This is a genomic window from Paraburkholderia tropica (assembly GCF_900109265.1).
Lineage (GTDB): Bacteria > Pseudomonadota > Gammaproteobacteria > Burkholderiales > Burkholderiaceae > Paraburkholderia > Paraburkholderia tropica.
Genome location: NZ_FNZM01000002.1, coordinates 69,603 through 81,982, shown reverse-complemented (window position 1 = coordinate 81,982; position 12,380 = coordinate 69,603). Strand labels below are relative to the sequence as shown.

Below are 12,380 nucleotides of genomic sequence, written 5' to 3'. Positions count from 1 at the left end.
GGAGTACGGGAAGCCCGAGAAGCAAAACCGCGCAAATCACGCCTGCGCAAGACGCACCAACGCCGCCTGCAACTCTTCGGGCTCATAGGCGGCCAGCACATCGGCGACCGGCTTTTCGAGCGCCTTCAACTGCGAGCGCAGGATCTCCTGCTTCACCACCAGCAACTGGCTCGGATGCATCGAGAACTCCGTGAGCCCCATGCCGAGCAGCAGTCGCGTGAGCTGCGGATCGCCCGCCATCTCGCCGCACACGGAGACCGGCACGCCCGCGCGCTTCGCTTCGCGCAGCGTGTGCGCGATCAGTTGCAGCACCGCCGGGTGCAGCGGGTCGTAGAGGTCGGCCACGGCGTTGTCGGCGCGGTCGATCGCGAGCGTGTACTGAATCAGATCGTTGGTGCCGATCGAGAGGAAATCGAGCCGGCGCAGGAACATCGGCAAGGCCAGCGCCGCCGCCGGAATCTCGATCATCGCGCCCACCTGGATGTTCGAGTCGTAGGCGAGGCCCGCGTCGTCGAGCTGACGCCGCGCCTCGCGGATCAGGTCGAGCGTCTGGTCGATCTGCTGCGCGTGCGCGAGCATCGGAATCAGGATCTTCACGTTGCCGAACGCCGAGGCGCGCAGGATCGCGCGCAGCTGCGTGAGGAACATCTGCGGCTCGGACAGGCTCCAGCGGATCGCACGCAGCCCCAGCGCCGGGTTCGCGGCGGTCTCGTAGCCGTCGGCGCCGGTGAGCGCATCGAGCGGCTTGTCCGCGCCGACGTCGATTGTGCGGATGGTCACGGGCAGCCCGTTCATCAGCTCGGCCGCGCGCTTGTAGGCCTCGAACTGCTCGTCCTCCTCCGGCAACTGGTCCTTGTGATTCATGAACAGGAACTCGGTGCGGAACAGACCCACGCCGGTCGCGCCCGAATCGAGCGCCGCCTGGGCGTCCTCGGGCAGCTCGATGTTCGCGCTGAGCTGGATGCGCGTGCCGCACAGCGTCTGCGTGGGCGAGAACTTCAGGCGCTGCAGCTTGCGGCGCTCGAGCGCCATCTCGCTCTGACGATAGGTGTACTCCTCGAGCACGATGGGCGCGGGATCGACGATCACCACGCCATGATCGCCATCGACGATGATGAGATCGTCCTGGCGAATCAGCGCGCTCGCCTGCTGCACGCCGACCGCCGCCGGAATGCCCAGGCTGCGCGCGACGATCGCCGTATGCGAGGTGCGGCCGCCCAGATCGGTGACGAAGCCCTGGAAGGTTTGGCCCTTGAACTGCAGCATGTCGGCGGGCGCGATGTCGTGCGCGACCACGATCATCTCGTCGCAACTGCCGTGCAGCGGCGTGGGCGACGCGCCCGCGAGCGCCTTGAGCACGCGCTCGACCACCTGCTCGATGTCGGCCTTGCGTTCGCGCAGGTATTCGTCCTCGACTTCGTCGAAGTGGCGCGTGAGGCGTTCGAGCTGCTCGGTGAGCGCCCACTCGACGTTGAAGCGGCGCGTGCGGATGAGGTCCATGGTTTCCTGCACGAGCATCACGTCGTTCAGGATCATGAGATGTACGCCGATGAACGCGCCCATTTCGCTGGGCGCGTCGGCGGCGAGGTCGGCGCGCAAGGTGTCCAGCTCCTGCTCGACGCGCTTGAGCGCGGCCCGGAAGCGCTCGATTTCGGCTTCGATCTGCGACAGCTCGACCAGATAGTGATCGACGTCGAGCGCGGCCGGAGCGATCAAATACGCCCGCCCGATGGCAATACCGCGCGATACGGGAATTCCATGCAGCGTGAACGGCACGCGCACCTCCTCTGGTTATGTGATGCCGCGGCAAACCGCTGCAATGCGCACTCTCTGACCCCGCCCGTCATTATAAATTCCGCTGCGTGCCGATGTTTCCCGGCGACACGCGTTTTGCAGCGCGGCAAGTCTTCGCGGTGCGGGGCGTGTCCTCGTATGTCGTCCGGCTTGCGCCGATCTTTAGGTCTTGCAAGACACCGTAAGCGAATACCGCGTCGAGCAAATGAAAACGCCGCGTCGAGACGCGGCGTCGGGAGGCTAACAGCGGCCGTGCTTCACTGGCCTTCGCCGAACTTGTCGGCGATGAGCTTGAGCAGCGCGCTCATGGCGTCCTGCTCGTCGGGGCCTTCCGTTTCGATCAGCACCGTGCTGCCGATGCCCGCGGCCAGCATCATCACGCCCATGATGCTCTTGGCATTGATGCGGCGGCCGTTGCGGCTCATCCAGATTTCCGACTGATAGTTGCCGGCCAGTTGCGTCAGCTTCGCCGACGCGCGCGCATGCAGGCCGAGTTTGTTCACGATGGTCGTTTCTTGTTGCAGCATAGGTCGATCCAGACGCAGGGTAGTTGGAGTGATGCGGTGAGATTGTGCGACGCCGTGGCCCGGCGTGCTCGCTGCGCGGCCCGCGCCGCGCGCGATGCTGCGGCGCAGCGAGCCGCGCCGCCCTAATTCGACGGGCGGGCTCAGGCCGCGCCGGCGGGTTTGAGCGCGCCGGCGAGGCGGCTTGCGACGTCCGCGCAGTCGGCTTCGGCCAGCACGGGTGCGGTCTTCGCACCGAGCACGCTCGCGCCGACGGGCTTCGAGGCCATGCCCGCGGCCGCGTCGGAGGCCGCTTCCGCGCACGGCGTGGGCGCGCAGCCGCAGTCGTTGACGGGTTGCGGCGTGCTCGGGCCGATCGGCTGCACGCCTTTGCTCGCGCCCGCCAGCGCCTTTTCGACGAGCGTGTCGAGCGGCGTCGCGCGGTAACAGACCGCACGCACCAGCATCGGCAGATTCACGCCCGCCAGCACGCGCACCTGCGGCAACGTCGCGAGACGCGCGGCGATGTTCGAAGGCGTGGCGCCGAACATGTCGGTGAGCACGAGCGCGCCGTTTTCCTCGCGCAGGCGCTCGATTTCGGCGTTGGCCTGGGCGACCACCTCGGCGGGGTCGCTGTCGGGCAACACGTCGAGCGCACCGATGCGCGCCGGACAACCGCCGTAAATATGGGCAATGCACTCGCGCAGCGCGGTGGCGAGCGGTGCGTGGGCGATGATGAGAATCCCTGCCATGTCAGCTTGACTGCAATAAACGGCTTCGGATGATGCTGGCGCCGACCGGTGGCCAGCCGTGGGCCATCAGGGTCGGAACGTGCTCGGGCGCGCTTCTGGCGATGCAACACGCGCGGTCCGGATACGAACTCGCGGCATTGTAGCAGGGTCATTTTCGCGCAGACCATGCGGTTTTGCTCGCGTTTTTCATTCCGCACGCATCAACCGCACAATCAGGCATGCGCAGTTTTTGTGCCCTGCAGCAGCGCCGCACGCGCCCTCATCTGTCAGATGCCGGCGCGGCGCCGGGAATCAAGCGCCGCGCTGTCGCGTTCGAGCAACCCCTCGAAACGCGGCAGGAAACCGTCAAAGCGCGCTCATTCAGGCCGCGGCGCGCTCCAGCGCGTCGATGAACATCGCGGCCACGTCGAAGCCGGTCTGCTCCATGATTTCGCGGAAGCAGGTCGGGCTCGTGACGTTCACTTCCGTGAGCCAGTCGCCGATCGCATCGAGCCCCACCAGCAGCAGCCCGCGCGCGGCCAGCGTCGGCCCGAGCGCTTTGGCGATCTCCATGTCGTGCGCCGTGAGCGGCTGCGCGCGGCCCAGACCGCCCGCGGCCAGATTGCCGCGCACCTCGTTGCCTTGCGGAATGCGCGCGAGCGAGTACGGCACCGGTTCGCCGCCGATCAGCAGGATGCGCTTGTCGCCGTCCTTGATTTCGGGGATGAACTTCTGCGCCATCACGCTGCGGCGGCCGTCCTCGCTCAGCATCTCGATGATCGAGCCGAGGTTCATGCCGTCGGCCTTCACGCGGAACACGCCCATGCCGCCCATGCCGTCGAGCGGCTTGAGGATCACGTCCTGATGTTCGTCGTGGAATTTGCGCAGTCGCACGGCGTCGCGCGTCACCAGCGTGGGCGCGACGAACTGCGGAAATTCGCCGATCGCGAGCTTTTCCGAGTGATCGCGGATCGCCTGCGGCTTGTTGAAGATCTTCGCGCCCGCGCGCTCGGCCATTTCCAGCAGCCACGTCGACGTGACGTACTCCATGTCGAACGGCGGATCCTTGCGCATCAGCACCGCGCCGAACTCCGTGAGCGCGCGCGTGGCGTCCGTGGCCGTGAACCACGGCGCGCGATGCAGGTCCGCCGTATCGCCGACGATCTCGACGCGCCGCACGTCGGCTTCCACGCGCCCGTTCACCCAGGCGAGCTGCTGCGGCTCGCACGCATAGAGCGTGTGGCCGCGCTTCGCGGCCTCGGCCATCATCGCGTAGGTCGAATCCTTGTAGATCTTGAACCGCTCGAGCGGATCGGCGATGAAGAGAATGTCCATGTCGTCCCTGCTGTATCCGTGCTGTTATGACGGCTGCGCCCGCACAGGGCGGGCGCAGCGTCGTGTTATCGGTCGTGTCGGGCGCGGGTGAGCGCCGCTATCGTCAGACCTGGATGGCTTCCGGATCGGTCTTTTCCAGCTCCACCGATGCCGCCAGCAACCCGAGGCGCGCGACCACGCCATACATGTAAAAGCGGTTCGGCGGCGCCGCGCCCGGCTTCGCGCGCGTGTCGGGCAGCGCCGTGTGCTCGAAGCCCAGCGGCACGAAGTGCATGCCCGGCGCGTTCAGGTTCTGGTCGCGCTCGCGGCTGCCGTGCGCGCGGTAGAAACCGCCCACCACGTAGCGGTCGATCATGTAGACGACCGGCTCGGCCACCTCGTCGCCGATGTGCTCGAAGGTGTAGACGCCTTCCTGCACGATCACGTCGTGCACCTCGAGCCCGTCCTTCGTGGCCGACATCTTCGCACGTTCGCGCTTGGTGAGCGCGGCAACCTCCGAGGCGTCGTGCACCGTCATCACGCCGCGGCCGTCGGTGCCCGCGTCGGACTTGATCACCACGTAGGGCTTTTCGGTGATGCCGTACTCGCGGTACTTCTTCGCGATCTTCTTGAGCACCGCGTCGATCGCGGTGGCCAGTTGCTCCTCGCCCGTGCGCGCCTCGAAGTCGACGCCTTCCACGTGTGCGAAGTACGGATTGATCATCCACGGATCGACGCCCACCATCTTCGCGAACTTCTTCGCCACGTCGTCGTAACAGGAGAAGTGCGTCGATTTGCGGCGCACCGCCCAGCCTGCGTGCAGCGGCGGCAGCAGATATTGCTCGTGCAGGTTCTCCAGCACGGGCGGAATGCCGCCTGACAGATCGTTGTTCAGAAGAATCGAACACGGGTCGAAGTTCTTCAGGCCGAGACGGCGCTGCGAGCGTTCGAGCGGCTCCAGCACGATCTTCTGGCCGTCCGCCAGCGAGATCGTGACCGGCCCGGCGATGGTTTCGTCGAGCGTGCCGAAGCGCACGTTCAGGCCCGCCTGACGCATGATCGTGGCGAGCCGCGCGACGTTCTCCAGATAGAACGCGTTGCGCGTGTGCTGCTCGGGAATCACGAGCAGATTCTTGGCGTCCGGGCAGATCTTCTCGATGGCGGCCATGGCGGCCTGCACGGCGAGCGGCAGCACCTCCTGCGGCAGGCAGTTGAAGGCGCCCGGGAACAGATTGGTGTCGACCGGCGCGAGCTTGAAGCCGGCGTTGCGCAGGTCCACCGAACAGTAGAACGGCGGCGTGTGCTCCTGCCATTCGAGGCGGAACCAGCGCTCGATGGCCGGCGTCGCGTCGAGGATGCGCTGCTCCAGTTCGAGGAGCGGGCCATTCAACGCCGTGACCAGATGCGGGACCATATGGAATTACTCGCGGACGAAAGCTTATTGGATTGTAGGGAAACCGGTGGTCTATCTGGGGACGATTGCTCCGGATGCAAGGCACTTTCCCCTTACACCTTATAGGGTTACTCGCGGCTTGCTCGCGGATCGCGCGTCACCCGGCGACTCGCCGGCCATCCCTGCATCCCTGGTGGATATCCATTCTGGACCGCGTGCGCCGTCGCGCGCAATGGAGTCCCACGAAATGAAGGGACACTTTTCGGCGCCAAGCCGACGCCCTTTCTGCGCATTTCCCCGCGTTTCCCCGCATTTCCGCCCACTTCGGCGCATTGCTCCCTGCACGCAGCTAACACGCGCGACGCGACTTTATTCCCGCGCCATGCGAGGCGCAAACGCAAGGCGCGAACGCAAGCCCCGCGCCCGCGCTCCGCGACAGCGCCCGCAGAAAAAGAAAGGGCCCGCCATGAAGACGGGCCCAAGTCGCTGTGCTCCAGTACTACCTGTACTGCCCTACAACCTCAAACCATGCATCGAAACATGGATCGAACGTTATTCGACACGCTCGCCGTGCAGGATGACGTCGAGACCTTCGCGCTCTTCTTCTTCCGTGACGCGCAGGCCCATCACCATGTCGATGACCTTCAGCAGGACGAAGCTGACCACGCCGCTGTAGATCAGGGTCGTCGCGACGCCCTTGATCTGGAGGATCACGCTGCCGTCGGCGCCGCCGATGTCCTTGACCGCGAACACGCCGGTCAGGATCGCACCGATGATGCCGCCGATGCCGTGCACGCCGAATGCGTCGAGCGAGTCGTCATAGCCGAACTTGTGCTTGAGCCACGTCGCCGACCAGAAGCAGACCACGCCTGCCACCACGCCGATCACGATCGAACCCATCACGCCGACGAAGCCCGAAGCCGGCGTCACCGCGACCAGACCGGCCACTGCGCCCGAAGCGATGCCGAGCACCGAAGGCTTGCCCTTGGCGATCCACTCCGCGAACATCCAGCCGAGCGCCGCGCATGCCGTGGCGATCTGCGTCGTGAGCATCGCGAAACCGGCACGGCCGTCAGCCGCCACTGCTGAACCCGCGTTGAAGCCGAACCAGCCCACCCACAGCATGGCCGCGCCCATCAGCGTGAGCACGAGGTTGTGCGGCGCCATCACTTCGCGGCCATAGCCGACACGCTTGCCGAGCACGAGGCAGCACACGAGACCGGCCACACCGGCGTTGATGTGCACCACCGTGCCGCCTGCGAAGTCGAGGATGCCGGCGCTGGCGAGCCAGCCGGTCGGTTCCCAGACCATGTGAGCGATCGGCGCGTAGACGATGATCGACCAGAGCGACATGAACACCAGCATCGCCGAGAACTTCATGCGGTCCGCGAACGCACCGGTGATGAGCGCCGGGGTGATGATCGCAAACGTCATCTGGAACACGAAGTACACGCTTTCCGGGATGGTCGGCGCGAGGTGGCTGACCGTCAGCGTCGTCGCCTTGTCGCCCTTGATGTAGTTCATGCCTTCAAGGAACACGCGCGAGAAGCCGCCGATGAACGAGTTGCCCGGCGTGAACGCCAGCGAGTAACCGATCACCGTCCAGATCACCGTGACGACGCAGGTGATGGCGAAGCTCTGCATGAGCGTCGCGAGCACGTTCTTCTTGCGGACCATGCCGCCGTAGAACAGCGCGAGACCCGGGATCGTCATGAACAGCACGAGCGCCGTGGAAGTCAGCATCCAGGCGGTGTCGCCCGAGTTGATCTTCGACGAATCGACCGAGAACGGCGCGGTCGGTGCGGCGGGTGCCGCGTCGGCGGCCGAAGCGGCGGCGGGCGCGCTTGCGGCGGCGCCGGATGCCGCGTCAGCGGCGGGTGCGGAGGCGGCGGGCGCTGCTGCAGCCGCCGAAGCGTCAGGCGCAGCGGAAGCTGCGGGGGCCGACGCCGCGGCCGGCGCCGAAGCGTCGTCCGCGAGGGCGGCGCCGATGCCGCCGGCGAGCAGCGAGCCGGCCATCAGCAGGGACATCAAAAGTTTGCGCATCTCGGTTTCCTCTTGTCTCTCTCGTCTATCGACTATCGCGTGTGCTGCTGTTGATCAGAGCGCGTCGGCGCCGGTTTCACCGGTGCGGATGCGGATGACCTGTTCGATGGGGGTGACGAAAATCTTGCCGTCGCCGATCTTGCCCGTGCGGGCGGCGCGCTCGAGCGCTTCGATCGCCTGGTCGACGATGTCGTCCGACACGGCGGCCTCGATCTTCACCTTGGGCAGAAAGTCGACGACGTACTCCGCACCGCGATACAGCTCGGTGTGACCCTTCTGACGGCCGAAGCCTTTCACTTCGGTGACCGTAATCCCCGAGACACCGATGGCCGAGAGGGCCTCGCGCGCCTCATCGAGCTTGAACGGCTTGATGATTGCTGTAATCAGTTTCATGTAGTCCTCGCTGTAGTTGCTTCATCCCGTGTTTATTTCTGCAACGGGCGCCTGCGGTGCGGGTCTCGCCCCGCTGGCGCACCGCGAGCCAGCCGTTTTTCGGTGCGCGGGACGGTATTAGCAACACCCGTGCCAATTTGATCGATCGCACGTTCTGACGGAGTTCGATGCAGGATTGGTCTATCCCGTGGACAATGCGCGTCTCGCGTGCGCAAGCTGGCGCGAAGGCGCTTTTCGCCGCGTCCCGATTCGCCCGAAAGCCGCGCCAAAGCGGGTCCAGGCGCGGCGCGGGCTCGGCCGAGGCAGCGCCTGGCCGGACGGCTAACGTGGGGCCCGCGCGGTGGCGGCGGCCTGGGATCGTTGCTAGAGTGTTCTCAGGCCTCGCGTGATCGCGCAGGCATGCACGCGCCGCGCAAAGCCGCCTCGGCGCGTGCTTGCGGGCCGCGTGAAGGCGCGCGGCAGGCAGGGCGAAGGCACGCGGAGGATGCACCGCGCGCGCCACGCACCAGATGCGCACACGGGTATCGCCCGACTTGCGGGTTTCGCACCAAGATCGGTCACGACCCAAAGCGAGGCACAGTCGAAACGAAACTTGCACACATTTTGTGCAACGAAGGGGAAGCGAATGAAACAACCGAACGATGTATTCAACGACATTCAGTCGAAGGTCAGCGACCTGCTGAAGAACTCGCCCGCGCGCGACGTCGAGCGCAACGTGCGCGCGATGCTCTCGCAGGGCTTCTCGAAGCTCGAACTCGTCACGCGCGAGGAATTCGACGCGCAGGCGCAAGTGCTCGCCCGCACGCGCGCACGCCTCGAAGAACTCGAACGCCGCGTGGCCGAACTCGAACAGAAGCTGCCGGTCACTGGCCAGTCGTCCTGAACAATTCTGTCATTGCTTAAAGCAACTTAAGGCAAGCGAGCCGTAACGGTTTCGAAAAGGAACCGTAAAGGGGCACGCGCCTCACCAGCCTGGCGCATGGGCCGCGCGCGACCTCCACGTCGCGCGTGCGCCGCGCGTGTGCCGTCTCCCGGAGATCCCCATGTCGCTTGCCGTGGTGCGCAGCCGCGCGCCGGCTGCTGGCCGCGCGCCCGACGTTACCGTCGAAGTCCATCTCGCCAACGGCTTGCCGTCGTTCTCCATCGTCGGCCTGCCCGATCTCGAAGTGCGTGAAAGCCGCGAGCGCGTGCGCGCCGCGCTCAGCAATTGCGGCTTCGATTTTCCCGTGCGCCGCATCACCGTGAATCTCGCGCCCGCCGATCTGCCCAAGGAATCGGGGCGCTTCGACCTGCCGATCGCGCTTGGCATCCTCGCGGCAAGCGGACAAATTCCCGCCGCTGCGCTCACCGACTGGCGCGAGTTCGCGGGCGAGCTATCGCTGACCGGCGCGGTGCGGCCCATGCGCGGGGCGTTCGCGATGGCGTGCGGCACGGCGCGCGCGCATGCGCACTCACATAGCGCGGCCGCCGAAGCGCACGACCGGACTGACGCCGATCTCCACCCGTCGTGCGCACCGCGCACGCCCCAGCTCTATCTCCCCGCCGACAACGCCGCAGAAGCCGCGCTCGTGCCCGATGTCGATGTCTACGCGGTCACCGACCTGCGCGCGCTGTGCGCGCATCTCGCGGGCGCGGAAGACGCGCGCCTCGCGCCCGTGCGCGCCCGCGCCCTCGACACCGCAGCGGCCGGCGCCCTGCCCGACATGGCCGACGTGATCGGCCAGCGCGGCGCCCGGCGCGCGCTCGAAGTGGCGGCCGCGGGCGGCCATCACCTGCTGATGGTCGGGCCGCCTGGCGCGGGCAAGTCCATGCTCGCCGCGCGCCTGCCCGGCCTGTTGCCGCCGATGACCGACACCGAAGCGCTCGCGAGCGCCGCGCTGCTGTCCGCCAGTGCGATCGGCTTTTCGCCGCAGCAGTGGCGGCGTCGGCCTTTTCGCGCCCCGCATCACTCATCGAGCGCGGCGGCGCTGATCGGCGGGCGCAATCCGCCACAGCCCGGCGAAATCACGCTCGCTCATTTAGGTGTCCTGTTTCTCGACGAGTTGCCCGAGTTCGACCGCCATGTGCTGGAAACCTTGCGCGAGCCGCTCGAAGCGGGCTCCATCACCATCTCGCGCGCGGCGTGGCAGACCGACTTCCCCGCCGCCTGCCAGCTCGTCGCGGCCATGAATCCGTGTCCGTGCGGCTGGCGCGGCGATCCGTCCGGACGCTGCCGTTGCACGCCCGAAGGCGCGGCGCGTTATCGGCGCAAGCTTTCCGGGCCGCTGCTCGACCGCATCGACATCCAGATCGAGATTCCTGCGCTGCCGCCCGCCGAACTGGCAGGCCGCGCCGCCGCGCCCGGCGAAGCCACTGCCGTCATCGCGCCGCGCGTGGCAGCCGCGCGCGAGCGGCAGATCGCGCGTCAGGGCAAGACCAACCGTGAACTGAGCGGACGCGAAACCGACGCCGTCTGCCGCCCCGACGCCGCCGGCGAAGCGCTGCTGCGCGAAGCGGGCGAGCGCTTCGGCTGGTCGGCGCGCGCCTACTATCGCGCGCTCAAGGTGGCGCGCACGATCGCCGATCTCGCGGGCGACTCCATGCCCTCGGCGGCGCACATTGCGGAGGCCGTGCAGTATCGCCGAGCACTCGCCGATCAGTAGTGCGCACGAATTGCGCGGCGCGAACGCTCGTGCGCCAACGCGCACCGCGCATCGCGCATGGCGGGCCGCGGCGGCGCGAGGCCACTCGTCAGACGGATCAAAAAATGGAAGTCAAGACTTGACTTATGCACACAACGTCGTGTTGAGCCCGTTTTCGTGCACGATTCGCATTCAGCTGTCAGCCAAAACGCAAGTCATTGATTCTTCTCGATTTAACAAACTACGGGAAAGCCGCCCAATCTAACAAAAAGCCCACAGGGCGGCCTTTTGCGGCCAGCGACGCGGCTTTTTCCACAAAGTTACCCACAGGCGCTGTGGGTAACCCGTAAACCCTCAATCAAATCCGTGTGTTAGCCGGTAAACCCAGGAGAGCACGTTCACTTCGCGCCGCTTGCGCGCGTCGCTCCGTTATCCTCAATACAGTTTGAAAGATTGGAAGAACTGATCGACTTGTTCGACGGGCGGCTGTTCGCGGCCCACGATCGCGAGCTGGTACGCATGGGCTCCTCTTGCGACGATGCGCGCGTGGATCGTGCGCGCTTCGGCCTTGCCGCCCGCGCTGCCGAAACCCGCCGGGTTGTCGGCTTTGCCTGTCAGATCGAGTTCCATGCCCTGCACGGCGCCGCCCGCCGCCAGCGGCACGTCCACCGCATGCGCGGCGGGCGGCGCGCCCAGATTGCGCGCGAGGCCGTCACGCAGGAAGTCGAGCGCTTTCTGCTGCGTCGCGGGCTGTGCGTCGGGCAGATCGAGCGTGCCGACGACGAACACCGCGCCGCCCACTTCGGCCGTCTGCACACGCATGCGCATGGGCGTGCCGCCGACGTCGATACTGCGCTGATCCGCGCCCGGCTTGGCGGGCAGGTCGACGCTATAGCCGCTCGCGCTATTCGCGATCGTGCGCCAGTCGTAAGTGGGCGAGCACGCCAGCACCCCGGCGACGAGCGTGGCGCCCGCCGCGCAGGCAACGGCACGGCGCAGCGCGTTGCGCGTCCTGGCGCGCATATCAACATCGACGTCCAGCGAACCTGAAAGCTTGACGAAATTCGGGAAACGCAAACGTGACGGCATAAAAGTGCGGGATGACAGAAAGTGCGGACCATTATCCGCTGCGATGCCGGGCATGTGCCTGCCCAGCCGCTATGCCGGGAAATTCGGCGCTACAATGCGTTTGCTCGTGCGACACGCACGCTCGTGTCCGGGCCGTCCCAACGTAAGGGACATCGACTAGCAGTGTCTGCGGGTGTCAGTCCGAACCCTACCGGCTGCGACAGGCATATCGTAGAGCATCACGATGGGGCGCGAGCCTCGGGTTGCAACTGCTCAATGTCGCTATGCTTGCTTTAAGTAGTAGATGCGCCCCCACCAGGGTGCACCTTTTAGTGATAGCGGAAACCGGATGAGTAATCCGGGGACCGCACTGCATTGACCTGACTACCGTCAGGTCCCGCCCAGTCAGCGGCTTCACCTCCGCCGACTGGGCGGGGTGTCGTTTGCAATATTCCTCGGCCTCGGGTTGAGGTACATCGCTAGCCGATACGAGCGGAAGCTCGGTGTGTCATTGTTCGGC

10 protein-coding genes are annotated in these 12,380 nt (G+C 66.3%); 2 read left to right on the top strand and 8 right to left on the bottom strand.

Annotation, left to right across the window (positions count from 1 at the left end):
* Positions 1-36: 36 nt before the first annotated feature.
* The 7 genes from ptsP to BMY06_RS02670 form a co-directional block, all read right to left on the bottom strand.
* Positions 37-1,776: a phosphoenolpyruvate--protein phosphotransferase gene (gene ptsP / locus BMY06_RS02700; RefSeq protein WP_065062329.1), complete on the bottom strand. Its 1,740-nt coding sequence runs from the start codon at positions 1,774-1,776 to the stop codon at positions 37-39.
* A 275-nt stretch (positions 1,777-2,051) separates the two neighbouring features.
* On the bottom strand, positions 2,052-2,321 hold the full coding sequence (locus tag BMY06_RS02695; protein WP_065062107.1) for an HPr family phosphocarrier protein: 270 nt from the start codon (positions 2,319-2,321) through the stop codon (positions 2,052-2,054).
* A 140-nt stretch (positions 2,322-2,461) separates the two neighbouring features.
* On the bottom strand, positions 2,462-3,049 hold the full coding sequence (locus tag BMY06_RS02690) for a PTS sugar transporter subunit IIA (protein ID WP_080180578.1): 588 nt from the start codon (positions 3,047-3,049) through the stop codon (positions 2,462-2,464).
* 360 nt (positions 3,050-3,409) lie between these two features.
* Positions 3,410-4,363 carry a glutathione synthase gene (gene gshB, locus BMY06_RS02685; protein WP_065062105.1) on the bottom strand — a complete coding sequence of 318 codons (954 nt, stop codon included), beginning with the start codon at positions 4,361-4,363 and terminating at the stop codon, positions 3,410-3,412.
* 103 nt (positions 4,364-4,466) lie between these two features.
* A complete protein-coding gene (gene gshA / locus BMY06_RS02680; protein WP_065062103.1) occupies positions 4,467-5,756 on the bottom strand; it encodes a glutamate--cysteine ligase in 1,290 nt (429 codons plus the stop codon).
* A gap of 531 nt (positions 5,757-6,287) precedes the next feature.
* The gene (locus BMY06_RS02675; protein WP_065062101.1) at positions 6,288-7,778 is read right to left on the bottom strand and encodes an ammonium transporter; all 1,491 of its coding nucleotides are present in this window, start codon (positions 7,776-7,778) and stop codon (positions 6,288-6,290) included.
* A gap of 54 nt (positions 7,779-7,832) precedes the next feature.
* Positions 7,833-8,171: a P-II family nitrogen regulator gene (locus BMY06_RS02670; RefSeq protein ID WP_006048089.1), complete on the bottom strand. Its 339-nt coding sequence runs from the start codon at positions 8,169-8,171 to the stop codon at positions 7,833-7,835.
* A 625-nt stretch (positions 8,172-8,796) separates the two neighbouring features.
* Between BMY06_RS02670 and BMY06_RS02665 the strand changes: the two genes are divergently transcribed.
* Positions 8,797-9,054 carry an accessory factor UbiK family protein gene (locus tag BMY06_RS02665; RefSeq protein ID WP_065062099.1) on the top strand — a complete coding sequence of 86 codons (258 nt, stop codon included), beginning with the start codon at positions 8,797-8,799 and terminating at the stop codon, positions 9,052-9,054.
* Positions 9,055-9,214: 160 nt separating this feature from the next.
* A complete protein-coding gene (locus BMY06_RS02660) occupies positions 9,215-10,813 on the top strand; it encodes a YifB family Mg chelatase-like AAA ATPase (protein WP_065062097.1) in 1,599 nt (532 codons plus the stop codon).
* Between the two features lie 414 nt (positions 10,814-11,227).
* On the opposite strand, the gene BMY06_RS02655 is transcribed toward BMY06_RS02660, so the two are convergent.
* Positions 11,228-11,815: a hypothetical protein gene (locus BMY06_RS02655; protein ID WP_074981732.1), complete on the bottom strand. Its 588-nt coding sequence runs from the start codon at positions 11,813-11,815 to the stop codon at positions 11,228-11,230.
* Positions 11,816-12,380: the final 565 nt, after the last annotated feature.